The sequence below is a fragment of the Caldovatus aquaticus genome (assembly GCF_019458025.1).
In the GTDB taxonomy this organism is placed as follows: Bacteria; Pseudomonadota; Alphaproteobacteria; order Acetobacterales; family Acetobacteraceae; genus Caldovatus; species Caldovatus aquaticus.
Map to the genome: position 1 here is coordinate 23,138 of NZ_JAHZUY010000005.1, position 20,495 is coordinate 43,632.

Consider the following 20,495-nt stretch of genomic DNA (forward strand, 5'->3'; position numbering starts at 1 on the left):
GACGGCCTTGGCAGCAAGGTAGGGACACGGCGCATGCAGAGTGCGATCCCGGACGAGCCATCGCCACCGGACCGCGAGGGGGTTCGAGGCTTCCGCCTGCTGGGCCTGGTCCTGCTGCTGGCCGGTCTGGCATTGCACTGGCGCCTCGCGACCGGACCGACCGGCGTGGCCAGCGACGGTCGCCTGCGCGACACCGACGCCTATGTGCGCACGCTGCGCATCGAGGAGCTGCGGCGCACCGGCGACTGGTACGCGTCGGAGATCCCGCAGCTCAACGCACCCTACGGGCTGTCGCTGCACTGGACGCGGCCGCTCGACGTCCTGATCCTCGGCCCCGCCCTGGCGGCGGAACGCCTGGCCGGCGCCGATCCCCGCCGCGCCATCTTCTGGTCGGGGGCGCTCTCCGCGCCGGCGCTGCACCTCGCCGCAGCGTTCGCCGCCGCCTGGGCTGCCGCCGCGCTCTGGCCCGGAAGCGCCGCCTGGGTGGCCGCGCTCATGGTGCTGTCGTCCCCGCCGCTGCTGTTCGGCTACGGCAGGGCGGGGTTCACGGACCATCATATGCTGATCCTGCTCGCCGGCCTGCTGGGCCTCGGTGCCGCGCTGCGTGCGGCGCTGGCCCCGCGGGATCGGGCGCGCGCCGCGATCGGCGCCGGCCTTGCATTCGCGCTCGGCGTCTGGGTCTCTCCCGAGGCGCTGCTGGTCGCGGGGCCGGTGCTCGCGGCCTTCGGCATCGCCTGGCTGCTCGCCGCCGACGGCGCGCCTTTCGCCAGGCAGGGCCTGCGCATGGCGGGGGCGATGCTGGTCGGCCTCGCCGTCGCCGTGATCAGCGAGCACCCGCCTGCGCGCTGGCTCGCGGGCGAGTACGATAAGGTTTCCGTGCAGCACGTGCTGATGGCGACGCTCGCGGCGACGGCCTTCGGCGTCGCCGTGCGTCTCGGCATGCTGCATCGCACGTGGCGTCTGGCGGCCGGACTGGGTCTCGGGGGGGCAAGCCTGGCGATCCTGCTCGCGCTCTACCCCGGCGCGCTTTCCGCCTCCGTCTCGGAGGCCGATGCGGTCTTCGTGGCGCTGCTCCCGGCCATCAACGAGATGATGCCGCTGGCGCCGACGCGCGAGGGCGGGCTGCATGACCTCCTTTTCTGGGCCGGCGGCGCGGTTGCCGCGCTGCTCGTCCTGCCGGCGGTCCTGGCGCTCTGGGCGCGGGACGAGCGGCGCTGGCCCGCCGGGGCCGTGCTCGCCCTGCCTTTCGTCGCGACCTGTGCCGCGGCCCTGATGCATCGGCGCTTCGCGGTGGACCTCGCCGCGACCTCGTCCGTCGCCGGCGCCGGCCTGGTCTGGTTCGCCGAGCGTTGCCGCGGGCCCGTGCGGCGCCGCATTGCGGGTTGGCTCGCGATCGCGCTGGCCGTCGGTACGCCCTACCTCGCGCTTGCCCTGCCCCGCCCGCCGCAGGGAGATGCCGCGGGGCTGCACGGCAGCGCTTCCGCCGCGCTCGCGCGCTGGCTCGCAACCGAAGGGCCGGCGGGCGGCGCGCCCATCCCGGACGCGAACGGTCCGATCATCCTCACCGACGACCTGAGCATCACGCCGAAACTCGCCTACCGCACGCCATACCGCTACGTCGGCGCCCCCTACCATCGCGGCGGCGCGGCGGTCGCGGATACGATCGCCATGTTCGGCGCGCAGGACGAGGCGGCGGCGCGGGCGGTGCTCGATCGGCGCGGCATCGCCTACATCCTCGTCTCGCTGCCGACGCGCCCGGACAGCATCCTCGGACCGCTGCATCCGGAGAGCCTCGGAGCGCGGCTGCGCCGCCCCGGCGCCGCCGATGCGCCCGCCTGGCTGCGCCCGCTCGCGCTGCCCCCCGAGCTCGAGGGGACCTACCGCCTGTTCGCGGTGCTGCGGTGACGAGCCGCGCCGGGGCCGGCTTCAGCGCGCCGGCGCCCCGCCCATCAGGCGCAGATGCGCCTCGATCTCCGGCAGCGGACAGGGCGAATCGGGCGGAACCAGGGCGCGCCACGCCTCCACGCCGGGCAGGCGGCCCGGGTTGCGGCGGACGAGCTCGGTCTTGACGAACGGGCAGCCGGCCGGGCCGTACAGCACGCGCCAGAGGTGATGGGCCGGGTTGAGCGGCCGCGCGAGCAGCCGGGCGCGCAGCGCGGCCACGGCCTCGGCCTCCGGGAGGGCCGCGTACCGTTCGAGCGACGGCAGCGCCTCGATCAGGTAGGCGCGTTCCGCAGGGTCGGACAAGGCGCGCTCCAGCAACGCGGCATAGGAATAGACCGCCGCGACGCGATGCCCTCGCTGCCGCATCGCGCGCGCGAGACGCAACTCGCCGCGCTGGACTACGAGCCATTTCGACACGCTCAGGCGCAGTGCCGCGAGAAAGGCGGCGACGTCGGCGACAAGCGCGCGCCCGCGCGCCAGCACGAACCACGACTGCAGGTGCGGCCCGCCCTGGACGCTCTCCAGCAGCCCGAACAGTCCCGGCCCGGCCGTTCGCATCGCGGCCAGGACGGGATCGAGCGGCCGGATCGGTCCCAGAACGCTGTCGTTGACCAGAAGCAGTTCCTCGGCCTGCGGCCAGCGGGCCAGCGCCAGCGGCGCGACGTCCTTCCACGCGCCGAAGTCGAGACCGAAATTGCGCCGGTGCACCGCCAGCGCCACGCGCGCCCGCGCGGCCTGCCAGTCGCACTCGACGACGGCCGGCGCGTTGGAGATGAAGACGGTCTCGAAGCCCAGCCGGTCGTAGGTCTCGAGCTGACGCCGCACCATGGACGAAACGCGGCCATCTGGGCTGAAGTGCACGAACAGCGCCACCGACCGCCGCGCCGGATCGCTCCTCTCCCCCGCCTCGACGCGCAGCAACGCTTCCGGCCGGGAGCGCAGACGCATCACCGGATCGCGCACCGCCGCCCGCGCCACCTCGCCCAGGCGCTCCGCGACCCGCACCGCCAACCGCCCCGCCTTCTTCGCCAACTGCGGTCCCTGGTGCAGGCGCGGAAGGTCCGGTAGGCCGTGCAGGCAGCGCCGGAGCCCCGGCTCGGCTTCGGCAAGGTCGGTAAGGATCGGTTCCGCCATCGGGGAAACGGCGCCCCATCCGCCGGTCACGGTCCGGCGCACTGCCAGGGCTTCGTCCGCCGCGGAGGCCAGGCCAGGGTGCGCATGCTGTCTGCAAGGGAGAGATTGGGGTTCCAGAAAGGATCGTTGTCGAGCGCGGGCCCCCAGCGTCGGCGCATGTAGTCCGCCTCGCGGCGGAAGCGCCGCGCGTTCTCCCCCTCGAGGTCGAGCCCCCGCGAAGCCGATTCCCAATGGCGGAGGACGGCGAACGGCGTCCAGAGGTTGCGGTAGCCGCGCTCGCGGATCCGCAGGCAGAGGTCCACGTCGTTGAAGGCGACCGGCAGGTTCTCCTCGTCGAGGCCGCCCGCCTCCAGGAACACGCCGCGGCGCACCGCGAGGCAGGCGGCGGTCACGGCGGAAACGCTGCGGACGAGGGCAAGCTGCCCGAAGGGCCCCGGCGCGTCGCCCGCGGCGCCCACGAAATGGTGGCCCGCGACGCCCGAGGGCGTTTCGACTCCAAGCAGGAAGACGCCGCCGTGCTGCACACAGCCGTTCGGATAGAGCAGCTTGCAGCCCACCGCGCCGATCTCCGGCCGCACCGCGTGGGAGACCATCTCGCGCAGCCACCCCGGATCGATGACCTCGGTGTCGTTGTTGAGCAGCAGCAGCACCTCGCCGCGCGCCTCGGCGACGGCGCGGTTGTTCAGCCGCGCGTAGTTGAATGGCCCCGGCATCGGCAGGACCCGCACGCGCGGGTCGCGCGCCAGCGTGGCGAACAGCGTGTGCGTTGCTGCCTCCTCGCTGCCGTTGTCGGCGATCAGCACCTCGATCGGGCCGTAGTCGGTCCGGTGCAGCAGGCCTTCGAGACAGCGGCCGAGCAGATCCGCGCGGTCGCGCGTCGGAACGATGGCGGACACGAGGGGCGGCGGGTCCGGCAGCGGCCAGACCACACGCAGATACGCCGGAGCGAGCGGCGCCGACGTGACCTCGGCCCGCACGCCGCGCGCGGCGAGGCGCTCCGCAACCGCGCGGCGCGCGGCGTCCACGCAACGGGCCAAGTTCGCCTCGGAGAAGGAGGCGGGACCGGCGGCCCGGCGCCAGTGGTAAAGCACAGCCGGGATGTGGCGGACCCGCCTCGCCCCGCAGGCGGCGACGGCGCGCAGAACGAGGTCGTGGTCCTGGCTGCCCTCGAACCCCTCGCGCAGCCCGCCGATCGCCACCAGGAGGTCGCGCCGTAACACCGACAGATGATTGACGAAGTTCTGCCCAAGCAGCAGATCCGGGTCGAAGTCCGGCTTGAAGTAGGGACCGTTCCGCCGCCCCCTCGCGTCCACCTTGTCCTCGTCGCTGTAGATCAGCGCGGCGTCGGGGTGGGTGTTGATCGCGACGGCGACCTCGTAGAGCGCGCGCTCGGCGAGCAGGTCGTCGTGGTCCATCAGCGCCACCCACTCGCCGGTCGCCAGCGCGAGCGCGGTGTTGGTGGCGGCGGGGATGTGGCCGTTGGTCTCGCGACGGACCCAGCGGATCCGCGGGTCCGCGCGGGCCGCCTCCTCCAGCACGCGGGCGACGTGCGGCGAGGGCGAGGCGTCGTCGGCGACGCAGAGCTCCCAGTGCGGGTAGAGCTGCGCCCGGACCGAGGCGATCGCCTCGCGCAGGAACCGCTCCGGCGTCTCGAAGGCCGGCATCACCACGGAGATCAGCGGCCGGTGTGGCAGGCGCGCGACGTGCGCGCGGATCGCCGCGCGGTCGGCGTCCGAGAGCGTGTCGTGCTCGCGGATCCACTGCCGGTAGTCCGCGCCGATGCTGCGGGGCTGCAGCCAGGGCCAGAGCGGCCGCGCCAGGGGCAGGAGGCGGCGCTTGAGCCAGGGCCGACGGCGGACGAAGCCGCGCGCGGCGTTGACCACGTACCCGTGCAGGTCCCGGAGCGCATCGGCCGTTGCCATCGCCCGCGCCCTCAGTCCGCGCCGTAGAGCGCGCGCACGACCCGCGCCAGTCCCTCGCGCCAGTGCGGCAGCCGGACGCCGAAGACGCGCGCGAGCTTCGCGCAGTCCAGCCGGCCGTCCGCGGGCCGTGTCGCCCTGGTCGGGTACTCCACGGTGGCGATCGGCACCACCCGGGGGCGCGGCCCGCCGAAGGGTGCGGCCGCTTCGAAGATCGCCTCGGCGAAGCCGTGCCAGGTGGTCTCGCCCGCGCCGGCGGCGTGGAACACGCCGCGGTATTCGGGGCGCCAGCCGGTCTCGCGCAGGCGCGCGAGCACGGCCGCGATCGCCTCCGCGAGGTCGGGCGCGGCGGTCGGACAGCCGCGCTGGTCGGCGACCACGCGCAGCTCCGCGCGCCCCGCGCCGGCCGCGAGCATGGTGCGCACGAAATTCCGGCCCAGCGGCGCATGCACCCAGGCGGTGCGCAGCACGGTCACGCGCTCCGCCCGCGAGAGCGCCGCCCACTCCCCGGCGAGCTTGGTGCGGCCATAGGCGGACAGCGGGTTCGGCGCATCCTCCTCCGTGTAGGGCGCGCCCTTGCGCCCGTCGAAGACGTAGTCGGTGGAGAGGTGGATCAGCGGCACGCCCGCGCGCGCGCAGAGCGCGGCAAGGCGCGCGGGCCCGAGCGCGTTGGCGCAGAAGGCCTCCGCTTCCGCCTCCTCGGCGGCGTCCACGGCGGTCCAGGCGGCGCAGTTCACCACCGCCTCCGGCCGCGCCGCGGCGAAGGCGGCGGCGATGCTCTCCGGTTGCGCCAGCTCGAACTCCGGCTGGCCGACGAGGACCGGCTCGAAGCCGCGCGCCGGCAGCGCCGTCGCGAGCCCGGTGGCGACCTGGCCGCCGCGGCCGGTGACGAGGATCCGCCGCATCGCTCAGCCCGGATAGGTGAAGTACCGCGGCAGCTCGGCGAGCCGCGGTGCGGCGCGGTCCTTCTCCGACAGGATCGCCGCCTCCGCGCTCACCGGCCATGCGATGCCGAGGGCGGGGTCGTTCCACAGCAGGCCCGCATCCGCGGCACGGTCGTAGTAGGCATCCACCTTGTAGATCACCTCGGTGTCGGGCTCGAGGGTGCAGAAGCCGTGGGCGAAGCCGCGCGGGATCCAGATCTGACGCCAGTTCTCGGCGCTCAGCACCACCGCGACGTGGCGACCGAAGGTCGGCGAGCCGTGGCGGAGGTCCACCGCGACGTCGAGCACCGCGCCGCGCACCACGCGCACCAGCTTGCCCTGCGCCGCGGGCGGGATCTGGAAGTGCAGCCCGCGCACCACCCCGACCTGGCGCGAAAGGCTGTGGTTGTCCTGCACGAATTCCACGTCGAGCCCGAATTCCGCCAGCGCCTGCCGGCTGTACACCTCCGAGAAGAAGCCGCGCGCGTCGGCGTGGCGGCGCGGCTCGATCAGCAGCAGGTCGGGGATGGCGAGGCGCTCGACCTTCACGCGTGCCGTCCCTCGGCGAGGTCGAGGAGATAGGCGCCGTAGGCGGTCTTGCCGAGCGCGGCGGCGCGGACGCGCAGCGCGGCGGCGTCTATGAAGCCCATGCGGAAGGCGATCTCCTCCGGGCAGCCGACCTGCAGCCCCTGCCGCTCCTGCACGGTCTGCACGAACAGCGCCGCCTGCAGCAGCGAGGCCGGCGTGCCGGCGTCGAGCCAGGCGCAGCCGCGGCCGAGCCGCTCGGCGCGCAACGCGCCGAGCTCCAGGTAGACCCTGTTGAGGTCGGTGATCTCCAGCTCCCCGCGCGCCGAGGGCTGCAGCGCACACGCGAGCGCGGTGACGCGGCGGTCGTAGAAATAGAGGCCGATCACCGCCCAGTCGGACTTCGGATGGCGCGGCTTCTCCTCGAGCGAGAGCACGCGCCCGGCGGCGTCGAACTCGGCGACGCCGTAGCGCTCCGGGTCGGCGACGCGGTAGGCGAAGATCGTCGCCTCGCCCGCCGCGGCGCGCGCCGCAGCGGCGCGCAACTGGTCCGAGAGGCCGTGGCCGTAGATGATGTTGTCGCCGAGCGCCAGCGCGCAGGGCTCGCCCGCGATCCACTCTGCGCCGATGTGGAAGGCCTGGGCGATGCCCTCCGGCCGCGGCTGCTCGGCGTAGCTGAGGCGGATGCCGAACTGCGCGCCGTCGCCGAGCAGGCGGCGGAACTGCGGGAGGTCCTGCGGGGTGGAGATCACCAGGATGTCGCGGATGCCGGCCAGCATCAGCGTTCCCAGCGGGTAATAGACCATCGGCTTGTCGTAGACCGGCAGGAGCTGCTTGCTCGCGGCGAGCGTCATCGGGTGCAGGCGGGTGCCGGCGCCGCCGGCGAGCAGGATGCCCTTCATGCCGCGGTCGTCCCCAGGCGCTCCCCGGCGTAGCGGCGCTCGCGGATCGGCCGCCACCACGCCTCGTTGTCGAGGTACCAGCGCAGCGTCTCCTCGAGGCCGGTCTCGAAGTCCCGCCGCGCCTTCCAGCCCAGCGCCCGCTCCGCCGCGGAGGGGTCCATGGCGTAGCGGAAGTCGTGGCCGGGACGGTCCTTCACGAAGGTGATCAGCCGCTCGCGCGGGCCGGCCGGGTCCGGGCGCAGCCGGTCGAGCGTGGCGCAGATCGCCTTCACCACCTGCAGGTTGGTCCGCTCCTGCCGCGGGCCGAGGCAGTAGGTCTCGCCCGGGCGGCCGCGCGCGAGCGCCAGCACCAGTGCCTCCGCGTGATCCTCGACATGGATCCAGTCGCGGATGTTGGAGCCGTCGCCATAGACCGGGAGCGGCTTGCCCTCCAGCGCGTTGAGCGCGACCAGCGGGATCAGCTTCTCCGGGAACTGCCACGGCCCGTAGTTGTTGGTCGTGTTGGTGACGAGGGCGGGCAGGCCGTAGGTGTGATGCCAGGCCCGCACCAGATGGTCGGACGCCGCCTTCGAGGCCGAGTAGGGGCTGCGCGGGTCGTAGCGCGTGGTCTCGCGGAAGGGCGGGGCGTCGGCGCTCTCGAGCGAGCCGAACACCTCGTCGGTGGAGACGTGGTGGAAGCGGAACGCCGCCTTCCGCGCCGCGTCCAGCGACAGCCAGTGCTCCCGCGCCGCCTCGAGCAGGACCAGCGTGCCGACGACGTTGGTGCGGATAAACTCCGCCGGCCCGTCGATCGAGCGGTCCACGTGGCTCTCGGCGGCGAGGTGCATCACCGCGTCGGGGCGGTGCTGCGCGAACACCGCGCGCATCGCCGCGGCATCGCAGATGTCGGCGCGGACGTGCACGTGGCGCCGGTCGCGCAGCCAGGGGCCGAGCGCCTCGGGGCTCGCCGCGTAGGTGAGCTTGTCCACGTTGACGACGACGGCATCGGTCGTCGCCAGCAGGTGGCGCACGACGGCGGAGCCGATGAAACCCATGCCGCCGGTGACCAGGATGACCAACGACGCTGTTCTCCGTTCCCCTGCAACGCCGGTCCTGGCCGGGGAGGCCGGCGCCGGCCCGCCCCCCGCAACCGTCAGGCGGTCCTAGCCGCCGCCACCGCCCGTCGCAAGCGCCTCGTCCCGCCCCTTACCAACCGTTGATCCGTTCCCACACGGCAACCACCTCCTCGCCGCCCTCGACCAGGTGGTAGCGGTCGTATGCGGCGGCAGTGAGGCAGGCGTGGTTCGGCGCGATGCGCACCCGCGCCCCGACCGGCAGCCGCGCGAAGGGCAGCGGCCCGGATTCGCCGCGCACCTCGCCGTGCTCCTGGTGCGTGCGCGCGACGATGGCGTCGCCGAAGCTGCGGCGGCCGAGGCGGTCGAGCATCAGGCCGAAGCCGTAGTCGCGCGGCGCCGCCTGGGTGCTGCGGTCCTTCGAGAGCGCGAGCGCCCCGGCATCGAGCAGAACGGCGTTGCGCTCCGGCTTGCGCCCGATCACCGAGGCGAGGACGGTGAGCGCGATGTCCTCGGGCCCGTGGGTGCCGATCTGCATCTGGAACAGGTCGCCGAACATGTACACGCCCGCGCGCACCTCGGTCACGCCGGCGAGCGAACGCGCGTGCAGCGCGGTCGGCGTGGAGCCGAGCGAGACGATCTCGACGCGATGCCCCGCCGCGCGCAGGCGTTCGGCGGCCAGCACCACGCCGGCGCGCTCGGTCTCGGCGATCGCCTCCATCTCGCCGGGCGAGCGGCCGGCGTAGGAGTGCCCGGCATGGGCCAGCACGCCCGCAAGCCGCGGCCCGAGCCGGGCGGCGATGGCGACCAGCGCCTCCGACTCCGGCGCCACGCCGCCGCGTCCCTCGCCCACATCCACCTCGATCAGCGCGCGCACCGGGCCGGGATGGGCGGCGATGGCGGCGGCGGCGTCCGCATCGTCGGTGATGACCTTCACATCCGCCCCGGCGGCGTTCAGCGCCGCCACCGCGTCGAGTTTCGCCGGCGCGATGCCGACGGCGTAGATCTGGTCGCGCCAGCCCCCGGCCGCGAAGCAGCGCGCCTCGGCGAGCGTCGAGACGGTGATCGGGCCGCCCCCCGGCGCGGCCAGGGCGGCGACTTCCCGGCTCTTCGCGGTCTTGAGGTGCGGGCGCAGCGCGACCCCCGGATGACGCGCGATCGCCGCCGCCATCCGCGCCAGATTGCGCACGAGGATGACGCGGTCGAGGATCAGGGAGGGGGTGGGCAGGTCGTCGAGCGTCGTCATCGCGGGCTTCCCGTGCGGGCGGGCGGGGTCCAGGCGGTCTCGGGGTCGAGCGGCAGCACGGGGCGCGGCAGGCGCTTCCAGTCGAAGCGGGTGAGGATCGGGCTGGTCAGGCCGGGGCAGTCCACCTCGACCACCTGCTCGTGCCGGAAGAACTCGTCGAAGCCGCCGCGGAAATGGCCGCGCGACTTCACCACCACCGCGCGCGCGGCGCCGATGTCGAGGCCGAGATGCTCGAAGAACACCGGATCGGCGCATTGCGCGCGGCGCGAGACGACGACGACCGTGATGCCGCCGATCTGCAGCGCCGCGGTCGGGCCGAGGTCAACCGCCGTGTTGGCGTAGATGCCACGCCGCCCCGTCACCTGGCCGTCGGAGAGTGCGCGCACCTCCGCCTCCGCCGCGAAGGGCCGGCTGAACGGGTCGTCCGCGGCGAGCGTGCCCTGCGGGCGGTTGAACCGCGCCGTGAAGCGCGCGCCGCGGCCGAGGCGGTGCGCCTCCGCGGCGAGCAGCGGGTCGTGGATGATGCCGACCAGGCAGTCGCGCACGTCCGCCTTGTGGAACGCCTCCAGGATGTACATCGTGTTCCCGCGCGCGCCGCCGCCGGGATTGTCGGCGACATCGGCGAAGGCGAGCGGCACCGGGCTTTCCTTCGCCAGTCGCACCGCCTCCGCAAGCGGCGTGAGATGCGCCACGAAACGGTGCCGGCGCTCCCAGGCGGCGAGGGCCAGCTCGTCCGCCAGTGCCTCCGCCGCCTCCGCCTCGGTCGCGGTGACGATGATCGCCATGCCGTTGAAGGGGGTGTCGCCATAGGCGAAGCCGCCCATGACCGAGACGTTGAGGATGCGCGGATCGCCCGCCTGCCGCTCCTGGCCGAGGTTGATGACCTCGGCGTAGGGTCCCTGCGCGGTCAGCATGCTGACCGTCGGCGCCACGATCGGCAGGCGGCGGAAGGCGCGGTGCGTGCGCAGGCCGCGCATCAGGCGGCGCAGGTGCCGCGCGCTCTCGGCGCCGCGCTCGAACAGATCGAGATGCGGGTTGGTGCGGTAGCCGACGAAGACGTCGCACAGCGCCACCATCCGCTCGGAGACGTTGGCGTGCAGGTCGTAGCTGCACACCACCGGCACCTCCGGCCCGAGGATGTCGCGGATCAGCGCCTGCAGCGTGCCCTCGGGGTCGTCGTCGTCCTCGGTGAGGCCGGCGCCGTGCAGAACGCAGTAGACGCCGTCCACCTCCCCGCGCAGCGCCTCCAGGCCGCGGCGCCAGATCGCCATCATCCCGGCGAAGACGGAACCGCGCACCGGGCCGTTCGGCTCGGCCATGGCGAGCAGGATCGGGCGCGGCCGCCACGGCCCGGCGGCGTCCATGGCGGCGACGAAGCCCGGCATCTCGGCGAGCATGCGCGGCGCGGCCGCGCGGGCGTCGGCGAGCATCGCCTCGCCCTCGAACCAGCGGTGCGCGAAGTCCTCGCTCTCCGCCGGCGGGGCGAAGCGGTTGCACTCGATCGAGAAGCCGAGCAGCGCGACGCGCGGACCGTTCACAGCGACACCCCCATCAGCTCGGCGATGCGCGGCGTGGCCTTGAGGCCCGAGCCCGTCAGCACCACCACCGTCGTCTCCTCGGCGCGGATCGTCCCGCTCGCCAGCAGCTTCGCGAACGCCGCCGCGGCCTGCGCCGAGGTCGGCTCGACATAGACGCCGCCGCGCGCCAGGTCGAGCGTCGCCGCGCCGATCTCCGCCTCGCCCAGCATCACCGCGCCGCCGCCGGTCTCGCGCAGCACCTGGAGCACCTCCGGCAGCCGGATCGGGCGGGCGATCGCCGTCCCCTCGGCGATCGTCGGCGCCGGCGCCGCCGCCGGCGCCCCGAGGAACGCGCGCGCGATCGGCGCGCAATTCTCCGGCTGCGCGGCGAAGATGCGCGGCGGACGGGCGATCTCGCCGGCGCGGCGCAGCTCCTCGAAGCCGATGCCGCAGCCGAGCACGTTCGAGCCCGCGCCGCAGGGGACGATCACGTTGTCCGGCGCACGGAAGCCGAGGTCCTCCCACAGCTCGTAGGCCAGCGTCTTGGTGCCGTGCAGGAAGAACGGATGCCAGTTGTGGCTGGCGTAGAAGATGCGCTCCGCCTGGCGCAGCGCCTCCTCCGCGCAGTCCTGGCGGCTGCCGGAGACCAGCTCGATCGCGGCGCCGCTCGCGCGCGCCTGCACGGTCTTGGCCGGGGAGGTGCCGGCCGGCACCAGGATCTTCGCCCGCATCCCCCCGGCCGCCGCGTAGGCCGCGACGGCGGCGCCCCCGTTGCCGGAGGAATCCTCCAGCACCTCCCTCACCCCCTGCGCGCGCAGCAGCGAGAGCATCACGCTGGCGCCGCGGTCCTTGAAGCTGCCGGTCGGCATGAACCACTCGCACTTCAGCAGCGCGGTGGCGCCGGCGATGCGGCGGGGGACCAGCGGCGTGCAGCCCTCGCCCAGGCTGATCGGGTCCTCCGGCGCGAAGGGCAGCGCCGCGGCGTAGCGCCAGAGCGAGCGCCGCTCGCGCCGGATCGCGTCGCGCCTCAGGCCGGGCAGCGGCGTCAGCAGCAGCGGCGCCCGGTCGTCGCCGCACCAGCGCGGCGGTTCGAGCGGCCAGGTGCGGCCGGTGCGGGGATCGAGATAGGCGACAGGCTGGGTCATGGCGCCGGCAAGGTCGCTTGCCGCGCCCGCCCCGGCAAGTCCATGCTTCCCCGCCATGACCGAATCCGAAACCGCCGTCGCCCGGCTCGCCGCGGACCTGGTCCGAATCGACAGCCGCTCCTTCGTCTCCAACCTCCCCGTCGCCGAGCGGATCGAGGCCGAACTCGCCGGCTTCGAGATCGAGCGGCTCGACTACACCGACACCCGCGGCGTGAGGAAGCGCGCCCTCGTCGCCCATCGCGGCCCGGCCGGGGGCTACGCCCTCTCGGGCCACATGGACACCGTGCCGGACACCGGCTGGCAGGAGGACCCCTTCTCCGCCCGCATCGACGAGCAGGGCTTCCTGCACGGCCTCGGCAGCGCCGACATGAAGGGCCAGGTCGCCGCCGCCATCCTCGCCGCCAGGGCGGCCGACAAGGACACCCCCGTCACCCTGCTGCTGACCACCGACGAGGAGACCACCAAGCAGGGCGCGCGCCTGATCGCGCAGTCCTCCGCCCTCGCCCGCTCCCTCGGCCTCCTCGGCATCGTCGTCGCCGAGCCGACCCGGCTCGCCCCGGTGCGCGGCCACCGCTCGCACGTCAACTTCATCGTCGAGGCCGAGGGGGTGCAGGCCCATTCCGCCCTCGGCACGGGGGTGAACGCCAACTGGCAGCTCATCCCCTTCCTCACCGAGATGCGCGCCCTCCACGAGCGCCTGCGCAGCGACCCCGCCCTGCAGGATCCCGCCTACGATCCGCCCTTCTCCGACTTCAACCTGGTCCTCGACAACCACGGCACGGCGCTGAACGTCACGGTCGCCCGGGCCACCGCCGCCATCAAGTACCGCTACAGCCGCTCGGTGGACCCGGCGCCGGTCGTCGAGGCGGTGCGCGCGGCGGCCGCCCGCGCCGGCTTGCGCCTCTCCGAGCAGCGCGAGGGCCCGCCGCCCGAGCTGCCCGAGGACCATCCGCTGGTCCGGCTCGCGGTCCAGCTCACCAACCAGCGCGCCCGCACCGTCCCCTACGGCACGGACGCCTGCGAGCTGCAGGCGATCGCCCCCTGCGTCGTGCTCGGCCCGGAATCCTCGGACACCATCCACACGCCGCACGAGCGCGCGCGCATCGCCGATCTCGCCGCCGCGGTGCCGCTGTTCGGCCGGCTGCTCGCGGCGGGACGAGGCTGAGGGCCGGGGCCGGCCGCCTCAGCCGCTCCCCTCGCCCAGCAGGGCGTCGATCGCCCGCGCCAGCGCCACGTCCCGCTCCGACAGCCCGCCCGCGTCGTGGGTCGTCAGCGTGATCTCCACGCGGTTCCACACATTCGACCATTCGGGGTGGTGGTCGTGCCGCTCCGCCAGCAGGGCGACCCGGGCCATGAAGCCGAAGGCCTCGGAGAAGTCGCGGAAGCGGAAGGCGCGGCGGATGGCGTCGCGGTCCGCGAGCATCGCCCAGCCCGGCAGGACCCCGGGCAGGGCGGCGCGGGCGGCGGGATCGAGCGGGGCGATCGGCATGACGCGTTCCTCCTCCTCCTCGCGGACGGCTTGACGGAACGGCCGGCGCGGCGTCCGCTGGCGCCGTCATGCGCCATGGCACGCCCCCCACCGCCGAGGACATCGTGGAGATGGCGGAGCGCGCCCTCTCCGCCATCCCCGAGCCGCTGCGCCGGATGGTGCACGGCACCGCGATCGTGGTCGAGGAGGCCCCGGACGACGAGACCCTCGCCGAGATGGGCCTCGACAGCCCCTGGGAGCTCACCGGCCTCTACCGCGGCGTGCCGCTGACGCAGAAGAGCGTCTCCGACGTGCCGCACGCCCCGGACACGATCGTGCTCTACCGCGAGCCGATCCTGCTCGAGTGGATCGAGACCGGGGAGGACCTGTTCCGGCTGGTGCGCAACGTCCTGATCCACGAGATCGGCCACCACTTCGGCCTCTCGGACGAGGACATCGAGCGGCTCGAGCGCGAGGGATAGGGCGCGCCGCCGCCGGGGGCGGCGCGCTCCGGACGGGCCTGCGGCACGGCCGACGCGCCCCTGCGGCGGCGTGGGAGCGGCGGCGCGGCCATGGTCCCGGCGTTCGTGCCCCCTCTTCCCGACCCTTCCCCTCGCCCTCGGCGCGCCGATGGCCGGCCGGTCCGGGGCTGGCGGCCGCGCCTTGGCCACGGCCGGAATTGCCGCCACGCCGGGGGTGGTCCGCCTGATCCGGTTCCGCATCTCGCCCCTGGATCTCGCCCCTGGCCGGCGTGAGCGGCGGCGCCGGGCGCGGCGCGGGGGGCAGCTGCGGCCTATTGCCCGGCCCCACCCCGGAACGGCGTCCGGCCTTGCGGTCGCGGATCGCGCCCGGCCGGCGGCGACGACCGAACGGTGGGGAGTGACCGCGGGCGGCCTGCCCGGCGCTGCCGCTCCGGCCTTGAGCCGGGGCGCGGAGGCGGCTAAGGCACCCCGCTCCCGGCCCTGCGCGCGATCGTGATCGCCCGCCGGCCGCCGGGCCGCCCCTCTGCTGCCACCGGAAGGTCGCCCGCGCATGTTCTCCCGCCTGTTCGGCTTCCTTTCCGCCGACATGGCCATCGACCTCGGCACGGCGAACACGCTGGTCTACGTCAAGGGCCGCGGCATCGTGCTGAACGAGCCCTCGGTCGTCGCCATCGCCGACCTGCGCGGCCGCAAGCAGGTGCTCGCGGTCGGCAACGAGGCCAAGCACATGCTCGGCCGCACCCCCGGCAACATCGCCGCCATCCGCCCGCTGCGCGACGGCGTCATCGCCGACTTCGAGGTGGCGGAGGAGATGATCAAGCACTTCATCCGCAAGGTGCACAACCGGCGCAGCTTCGCCTCGCCGCTGATCATCGTCTGCGTCCCCTCGGGCTCCACCGCGGTGGAGCGCCGCGCCATCCAGGAGAGCGCCGAGAGCGCCGGGGCGCGCAAGGTGCTGCTGATCGAGGAGCCGATGGCCGCCGCGATCGGCGCCGGCCTCCCCGTGACCGAGCCCTCCGGCAGCATGGTCGTGGACATCGGCGGCGGCACCACCGAGGTCGCGGTGATCTCGCTCGGCGGGATCGTCTATGCGCGCAGCGTGCGCGTCGGCGGCGACAAGATGGACGAGGCGATCATCAGCTACATCCGCCGCCACCACAACCTGCTGATCGGCGAGAGCACGGCGGAGCGGATCAAGATGGAGATCGCCTCGGCCGCCCCGCCCGAGGACGGCGGCGAGGGCGCGCTCACCGAGGTGAAGGGCCGCGACCTGATGAACGGCGTGCCGCGCGAGGTCCTGGTCAGCCAGCGCCAGATCGCCGAGAGCCTTGCCGAGCCGGTCAGCCACATCGTCGAGGCGGTGAAGGTGGCGCTGGAGAACACCCCGCCCGAGCTCGCCGCGGACATCGTGGACAAGGGCATCGTGCTGACCGGGGGCGGGGCGCTGCTCAACCGGCTCGACCAGGTGCTGCGCGACGCGACCGGCCTGCCGGTGACGGTCGCGGAGCAGCCCCTCTCCTGCGTGGCGCTCGGCACCGGCCGGGCGCTCGAGGAGATGAAGCGGCTGCGGCACGTGCTAACGTCCATGTACTGAGGATCGGCGAGGCTGGGTCCGGCCGGCGGCGAGCTGCCGGCCGGCGAAGGGGGGACCGGACCGAACCGTGTTGCGTCTCAGCATCCCGCTGCGGCAGGCACTGGCCCGGCTGTCCCTGCCGGTTCTGGTCGCCATGGCCTTCGGGACCATGCTGCTCGGCAAGGCAGACACGCTGCTGGCCGAGCGGGCGCGGGTCGCGCTGGCCGACGTCCTGGCCCCACTCTGGGCGGCGCTGGCCGAGCCGCTGCGCGCGGCGCGGAACGCCGTGGAGGAGGCCCGGGCGCTGCTCGCGCTGCGCGAGGAGAACGCCCGGCTGCGCGAGGAGAACGAGCGCCTGCGCCGCTGGCACGCCGCGGCGCTCGCCCTCGAGGCCGAGAACGCCCTGCTGCGCCGCCAGCTCGACGTCATCCCGGAGCCCGCGCCGCGCTTCGTCACCGCGCGCGCGGTGGCCGACGGCGGCGGCGTCTATGCCCGGGCCGTGCTGGTCGCCACGCGGCCCGGCCACGCCATCCGCAAGGGCCAGGTGGCGCTCGACGACCGCGGCCTCGTCGGCCGGGTGACCGAGGTCGGGGCGCGGTCGGCCCGCGTGCTGCTCGTCACCGACATCAACAGCCGCATCCCGGTGGCCCTGGAGGGCAGCCGGGCGCGGGCGCTGATGATCGGCACCAACGGCCCGCGGCCGCGCCTCGCCTACTGGCCGCAGGGGACCCCGCCGGCGGAGGGCGAGCGGGTCGTCACCAACGGCGAGGGCAACCTGTTCCCCGGCGGCCTGCCGGTCGGCGTGGTCCGCTGGTCCGGCGCCGGCGTGCCCGAGGTCGAGCTGTTCGCCCGGCTCGACCGGCTGGACTTCGTGCGGCTGTTCGACCTCGGCCCCGAGGGCATCCTGCCGCCCGAGGCCGTGGCCCGTCCGGGTGCGGTGCGCCTCGGGGCGGCGCGGCGATGACCCGGTCCGGCCCTCCCGGCGGCGTCGCGCCGGCGCGCCCCGCGCCGCCGGGACGGAAGGAGCCGCCCCCCGGGCTGCTGCACCGGCTCGACGCCCTGGGCCGCGCCACCCTGCCCGGCGCGGCGACGGCGCTGCTGATGGTCCTGGCCGCCGCGCCGGCCGGGCCGCCGGGCGCGGTGGCGGCGGTCTGCCTGCCCGCGGTGTTCTTCTGGTCGGTGTTCCGTCCGGCGGTCATGCCCGCCCCCCTGGTGTTCGTCCTGGGTCTGCTGCAGGACCTGCTCGGCCTCGCGCCGCTCGGCGCCGGCGTGCTCACGCTGCTGCTCGCGCACGGCGCGGCGGTGCGCTGGCGGCGGGCGATCGCGCGGCAGGGCTTCGTGGTCGTGTGGACGCTCTACGGCGCGGTCGCGGCCGCGGCGATGGCGCTCGGCTGGATGCTGCAGCTCCTGCTGACGCTGCGCCTGCCGCCGGTCGTGCCGGCCTGGCACCTGTTCCTGCTCTCCACCGGGCTCTACCCCCTGCTCGCCTGGCCGATGGCCCGGCTCCACCAGGCGATGAGCCGGGCGGAGGCGGCCGCATGAGCGGCTCCCTCCGCGCCCCCGGGCTGCGCTGGCGCCGCGCCCTGCCCGGGCACGGCCTGGGGGGCGCCCTCGGCACCAGCGTCCGGCGCGAGGAGGAACGCCGCCGCGGCGTCTTCACCCGCCGCGCCCTGGCCCTTGGCGCCTTGCAGCTCGGCGCCTTCGGCTTCCTCGGCCACCGGCTCTGGCGGCTGCAGGTCGAGCAGGGCGAGCGCTACGCGACGCTCGCCGAGGAGAACCGCATCAGCGTGCGGCTGATCGCGCCGCCGCGGGGCCGGGTGCTGGACCGCGCGGGCCGCATCGTCGCCGGCAACCGGCTGAACTGGCGCGCCCTGCTGGTCGCCGAGCAGGCCGCCGACGTCGCCGCCACCCTCGACACCTTCTCGCGCATCGTCCCGCTCGCCGAGCACGAGCGCGCCCGCATCGAGCGCGAACTGCGCCGCCGCCGCCGCTTCGTCCCCGTGGTGGTGCGCGAATTCCTCGACTGGGAGGAGATGGCGCGGATCGAGCTCAACGCGCCCGACCTGCCCGGCATCAGCGTGGACGTGGGCACCACCCGGATCTATCCGGAGGGCGAGCACCTCGCCCACGTCGTCGGCTACGTCGCGCCGCCGAGCGAGGCCGACATCGGCGACGACCCGCTGCTCGAGCTGCCCGGCATCCGCGTCGGCCGCGCCGGCATCGAGCGCCACCACGACCGGGTCCTGCGCGGCCAGGCCGGCACGGTGCAGCTCGAGGTCAACGCGGTCGGCCGCGTCATCCGCGAGCTCGACCGGCGCGAGGGCGCCCCCGGCCAGGACGTGCAGATCACGATCGACGCCGAGCTGCAGAAGGCGATCCGGGCGAGGATCGAGGAGGGCACCACCGCCGTCCTGCTGGACGCGCGCAACGGGGAGGTGCTGGCGATGGCGACCAAGCCCTCCTTCGACCCCAACCTGTTCAACGCCGGCGTGCCGGCGGCGCTGTGGCGGCGGTGGACCGCCGCGCGCTCGACGCCGCTGATCAACAAGGCGACGAACGGCCTCTACGCGCCGGGCTCGACCTTCAAGATGGCCGTCGCGCTCGCCGCGCTCGAGGCCCGGGTCTGCACGCCCGGCGAGCGCGTGCACTGCCCGGGCCACATGGACCTCGGCAACACGCGCTTCCACTGCCACAAGCGCGGCGGCCACGGCGGCGTGGACCTGCGCGCGGCGCTCAAGTACTCCTGCGACGTCTATTTCTACGAGATGGCGCGGCGCCTCGGCATCGACCGCATCGCGGCGATGGCGCGGCGCCTCGGCCTCGGCGTGGACCTCGAGATCGAGCTGCCGGGCGCGCGCCGCGGCCTGGTGCCGACCCGGGCCTGGCGCGAGGCGCAGGGCAAGCCCTGGTCGCCGGGCGACACGGTGGTGCACGGCATCGGCCAGGGCTTCTACCAGCTCACGCCCCTCGCGCTCGCGACCTACACGGCGCGCCTCGCCACCGGGCGCGCGGTGCAGCCGCACCTGACGCGCGCGATCGGCGGCCGGCCGGTGCGCGGGTCGCGGCCCGAGGACTGGCCGGCGCTCGGCATCAGCGAGCGCGACCTGCGCCTGGTGCGGGAGGCCATGTGGGCGGTGGTGAACGAGGAGGGCGGCACGGCGCGCCTTTCCCGCCTGCCGTCCTGGGTCGGCGCGCAGATGGCGGGCAAGACCGGCACGACGCAGGTGCGGCGGGTGACGCGCGAGCAGCGCGAGCGCGGCTTCAACGTCAACCAGGTGCCGCGGGAGTGGCGGCCGCACGCCCTGTTCGTCGCCTTCGCGCCGCACGACGATCCGCTCTTCGCGGTCTCGGTCGTGGTCGAGCACGGCACCAGCGGCTCCGCCGCCGCGGCGCCGCTGGCGCGCGACATCCTCGTCGAGGCCTTCCAGCGCCTGCGGCCGCCGGCCGGCGGGGCGCCGCCCGCGGCGGGGGGACCGCGGGTGGCGGAGGCGCAGCCGCGATGACGGGCGCGTTCGAGCGCCGGCTGCTGGTCCGCGACCGCGGCGCCGCCGTGCTCGCCAAGCTGTGGCGCATCCCCTGGGGGTTCGTGCTGCTCCTCTGCCTGATCGCGGCGGTGGGCTACGCGGCGCTCTACTCGGCGGGCGGCGGCGCGCCCGAGCCCTACGCGCAGAAGCACGCGATCCGCTTCGGCTTCGGTCTGGTCCTGATGCTCGCGGTCGCGCTGGTGGACATCCGGATCATCGCGCGTCTCGCCTGGCCGGCCTATGCGGGCGGGGTCGCGCTGCTGGCCCTGGTGCTCGTGCACGGGACCGTGGGCAAGGGGGCGCAGCGGTGGATCGATGTCGGTCCGCTGCAGCTCCAGCCCTCCGAGCTGATGAAGATCCTGCTCGTGGCCGCACTGGCGGCGTGGTTCCGCCGGGCGAGCTGGGAGCGGGTCGGCAATCCGCTGTTCCTGGTCCCGCCCGCCCTGGCGGTGGCGGTGCCGGTGGCGCTGATCCTGAAGCAGCCCAACCTGGGCACGGCGCTGATCACGGCCGCGGTCGGCGCGGCGGTGTTCTGGGCCGCCGGCGTGCGCTGGTGGAAGTTCGCGCTCGGGCTGGGCGCCGTCGCGCTGGCCGCGCCGGTCGCCTACCACCATCTGCGCGACTACCAGAAGGCGCGGATCCAGACCTTCCTCGACCCGGAGAGCGACCCGCTCGGCGCCGGCTACAACATCATCCAGTCGAAGATCGCGCTCGGCTCGGGCGGGATGTGGGGCAAGGGGTTCCTGCAGGGCACGCAGGGGCACCTCAACTTCCTGCCGGAGAAGCAGACCGACTTCATCTTCACCATGCTGGCCGAGGAATTCGGCCTGGTCGGCTCGCTGACCGTGCTCGGGCTGATGCTGCTCGTGGTGGCGTTCTGCCACCTGGTGGCGCTGCGCTGCCGGCATCAGTTCGGGCGGCTGCTCGCGGTGGGGCTCGGCACGAACTATTTTCTTTACGTTTTCGTCAACGTCGCGATGGTGACGGGCTCCATTCCGGTGGGGGGCGTGCCGCTGCCGCTGATCTCGCATGGCGGCTCGGCGATGCTGACGGTCATGCTGGGCTTCGGGCTGCTGCTCTCGGCCTGGGTGCACCGGGACGCGGACCTGGGCCCGGCCCGGGAATGAGGGGGGCGGAAAGG

The 20,495-nt window shown here is 74.5% G+C and carries 18 protein-coding genes; 8 read left to right on the forward strand and 10 right to left on the reverse strand.

Features of this window, described 5'->3' with window-relative positions:
• The first annotated feature begins 33 nt into the window (after positions 1-33).
• Positions 34-1,905 (forward strand): hypothetical protein, encoded by a 1,872-nt coding sequence (locus K1J50_RS03605; RefSeq protein WP_220116074.1) that lies wholly within the window; start codon positions 34-36, stop codon positions 1,903-1,905.
• 21 nt (positions 1,906-1,926) lie between these two features.
• Here the strand turns inward: K1J50_RS03605 and K1J50_RS03610 are convergent, their stop codons facing one another.
• The 9 genes from K1J50_RS03610 to K1J50_RS03650 form a co-directional block, all read right to left on the reverse strand.
• Positions 1,927-3,078, reverse strand: a complete 1,152-nt coding sequence (locus K1J50_RS03610) for a hypothetical protein (protein WP_220116075.1) — start codon at positions 3,076-3,078, stop codon at positions 1,927-1,929.
• A 26-nt stretch (positions 3,079-3,104) separates the two neighbouring features.
• Complete coding sequence (locus tag K1J50_RS03615; protein ID WP_220116076.1) at positions 3,105-5,000, reverse strand: glycosyltransferase family 2 protein; 1,896 nt, start codon at positions 4,998-5,000, stop codon at positions 3,105-3,107.
• A gap of 11 nt (positions 5,001-5,011) precedes the next feature.
• Complete coding sequence (rfbD, locus tag K1J50_RS03620; protein ID WP_220116077.1) at positions 5,012-5,902, reverse strand: dTDP-4-dehydrorhamnose reductase; 891 nt, start codon at positions 5,900-5,902, stop codon at positions 5,012-5,014.
• Between the two features lie 3 nt (positions 5,903-5,905).
• Positions 5,906-6,469 carry a dTDP-4-dehydrorhamnose 3,5-epimerase gene (gene rfbC, locus K1J50_RS03625; RefSeq protein ID WP_220116078.1) on the reverse strand — a complete coding sequence of 188 codons (564 nt, stop codon included), beginning with the start codon at positions 6,467-6,469 and terminating at the stop codon, positions 5,906-5,908.
• Positions 6,466-7,347 (reverse strand): glucose-1-phosphate thymidylyltransferase RfbA, encoded by an 882-nt coding sequence (rfbA, locus tag K1J50_RS03630; protein WP_220116079.1) that lies wholly within the window; start codon positions 7,345-7,347, stop codon positions 6,466-6,468. Before rfbA ends, rfbC begins: the two co-directional genes overlap by 4 nt.
• A complete protein-coding gene (gene rfbB, locus K1J50_RS03635; RefSeq protein WP_220116080.1) occupies positions 7,344-8,405 on the reverse strand; it encodes a dTDP-glucose 4,6-dehydratase in 1,062 nt (353 codons plus the stop codon). The genes rfbA and rfbB overlap by 4 nt, the downstream gene beginning before the upstream one ends.
• Before the next feature lie 127 nt (positions 8,406-8,532).
• Positions 8,533-9,645 carry an alanine racemase gene (locus K1J50_RS03640; protein WP_220116081.1) on the reverse strand — a complete coding sequence of 371 codons (1,113 nt, stop codon included), beginning with the start codon at positions 9,643-9,645 and terminating at the stop codon, positions 8,533-8,535.
• Complete coding sequence (locus tag K1J50_RS03645) at positions 9,642-11,183, reverse strand: M81 family metallopeptidase (protein ID WP_220116082.1); 1,542 nt, start codon at positions 11,181-11,183, stop codon at positions 9,642-9,644. The genes K1J50_RS03640 and K1J50_RS03645 overlap by 4 nt, the downstream gene beginning before the upstream one ends.
• Positions 11,180-12,307: a pyridoxal-phosphate dependent enzyme gene (locus K1J50_RS03650; protein ID WP_220116083.1), complete on the reverse strand. Its 1,128-nt coding sequence runs from the start codon at positions 12,305-12,307 to the stop codon at positions 11,180-11,182. The genes K1J50_RS03645 and K1J50_RS03650 overlap by 4 nt, the downstream gene beginning before the upstream one ends.
• A 55-nt stretch (positions 12,308-12,362) precedes the next feature.
• On the opposite strand from K1J50_RS03650, the gene K1J50_RS03655 reads away from it, so the two are divergent.
• Positions 12,363-13,472 carry a M20/M25/M40 family metallo-hydrolase gene (locus tag K1J50_RS03655; RefSeq protein ID WP_220116084.1) on the forward strand — a complete coding sequence of 370 codons (1,110 nt, stop codon included), beginning with the start codon at positions 12,363-12,365 and terminating at the stop codon, positions 13,470-13,472.
• A gap of 18 nt (positions 13,473-13,490) precedes the next feature.
• Here the strand turns inward: K1J50_RS03655 and K1J50_RS03660 are convergent, their stop codons facing one another.
• A complete protein-coding gene (locus K1J50_RS03660; RefSeq protein ID WP_220116085.1) occupies positions 13,491-13,796 on the reverse strand; it encodes a 4a-hydroxytetrahydrobiopterin dehydratase in 306 nt (101 codons plus the stop codon).
• Between the two features lie 68 nt (positions 13,797-13,864).
• Between K1J50_RS03660 and K1J50_RS03665 the strand changes: the two genes are divergently transcribed.
• From K1J50_RS03665 to rodA, 6 genes are all read left to right on the forward strand, one after another.
• A complete protein-coding gene (locus K1J50_RS03665) occupies positions 13,865-14,257 on the forward strand; it encodes a metallopeptidase family protein (protein ID WP_220116086.1) in 393 nt (130 codons plus the stop codon).
• Between the two features lie 550 nt (positions 14,258-14,807).
• Positions 14,808-15,851: a rod shape-determining protein gene (locus K1J50_RS03670; protein ID WP_220116087.1), complete on the forward strand. Its 1,044-nt coding sequence runs from the start codon at positions 14,808-14,810 to the stop codon at positions 15,849-15,851.
• A 67-nt stretch (positions 15,852-15,918) separates the two neighbouring features.
• Complete coding sequence (gene mreC / locus K1J50_RS03675; RefSeq protein WP_220116088.1) at positions 15,919-16,794, forward strand: rod shape-determining protein MreC; 876 nt, start codon at positions 15,919-15,921, stop codon at positions 16,792-16,794.
• Positions 16,791-17,372, forward strand: a complete 582-nt coding sequence (locus K1J50_RS03680) for a rod shape-determining protein MreD (RefSeq protein WP_220116089.1) — start codon at positions 16,791-16,793, stop codon at positions 17,370-17,372. The genes mreC and K1J50_RS03680 overlap by 4 nt, the downstream gene beginning before the upstream one ends.
• The gene (gene mrdA, locus K1J50_RS03685) at positions 17,369-19,333 is read left to right on the forward strand and encodes a penicillin-binding protein 2 (RefSeq protein ID WP_220116090.1); all 1,965 of its coding nucleotides are present in this window, start codon (positions 17,369-17,371) and stop codon (positions 19,331-19,333) included. The genes K1J50_RS03680 and mrdA overlap by 4 nt, the downstream gene beginning before the upstream one ends.
• Positions 19,330-20,481 carry a rod shape-determining protein RodA gene (gene rodA, locus K1J50_RS03690; RefSeq protein WP_220116091.1) on the forward strand — a complete coding sequence of 384 codons (1,152 nt, stop codon included), beginning with the start codon at positions 19,330-19,332 and terminating at the stop codon, positions 20,479-20,481. The genes mrdA and rodA overlap by 4 nt, the downstream gene beginning before the upstream one ends.
• Positions 20,482-20,495: the final 14 nt, after the last annotated feature.

Coding starts and splice junctions, on each gene's coding strand:
- K1J50_RS03605 (WP_220116074.1), top strand. CDS start 34: ATGCAGAGTGCGATCCCGGACGAGCCATCGCCACCGGACCGCGAGGGG.
- K1J50_RS03655 (WP_220116084.1), top strand. CDS start 12,363: ATGACCGAATCCGAAACCGCCGTCGCCCGGCTCGCCGCGGACCTGGTC.
- rodA (WP_220116091.1), top strand. CDS start 19,330: ATGACGGGCGCGTTCGAGCGCCGGCTGCTGGTCCGCGACCGCGGCGCC.
- K1J50_RS03665 (WP_220116086.1), top strand. CDS start 13,865: ATGCGCCATGGCACGCCCCCCACCGCCGAGGACATCGTGGAGATGGCG.
- K1J50_RS03650 (WP_220116083.1), bottom strand. CDS start 12,307: ATGACCCAGCCTGTCGCCTATCTCGATCCCCGCACCGGCCGCACCTGG.
- K1J50_RS03610 (WP_220116075.1), bottom strand. CDS start 3,078: ATGGCGGAACCGATCCTTACCGACCTTGCCGAAGCCGAGCCGGGGCTC.
- rfbA (WP_220116079.1), bottom strand. CDS start 7,347: ATGAAGGGCATCCTGCTCGCCGGCGGCGCCGGCACCCGCCTGCACCCG.
- K1J50_RS03660 (WP_220116085.1), bottom strand. CDS start 13,796: ATGCCGATCGCCCCGCTCGATCCCGCCGCCCGCGCCGCCCTGCCCGGG.
- K1J50_RS03640 (WP_220116081.1), bottom strand. CDS start 9,645: ATGACGACGCTCGACGACCTGCCCACCCCCTCCCTGATCCTCGACCGC.
- rfbD (WP_220116077.1), bottom strand. CDS start 5,902: ATGCGGCGGATCCTCGTCACCGGCCGCGGCGGCCAGGTCGCCACCGGG.
- K1J50_RS03670 (WP_220116087.1), top strand. CDS start 14,808: ATGTTCTCCCGCCTGTTCGGCTTCCTTTCCGCCGACATGGCCATCGAC.
- K1J50_RS03680 (WP_220116089.1), top strand. CDS start 16,791: ATGACCCGGTCCGGCCCTCCCGGCGGCGTCGCGCCGGCGCGCCCCGCG.
- mrdA (WP_220116090.1), top strand. CDS start 17,369: ATGAGCGGCTCCCTCCGCGCCCCCGGGCTGCGCTGGCGCCGCGCCCTG.
- K1J50_RS03615 (WP_220116076.1), bottom strand. CDS start 5,000: ATGGCAACGGCCGATGCGCTCCGGGACCTGCACGGGTACGTGGTCAAC.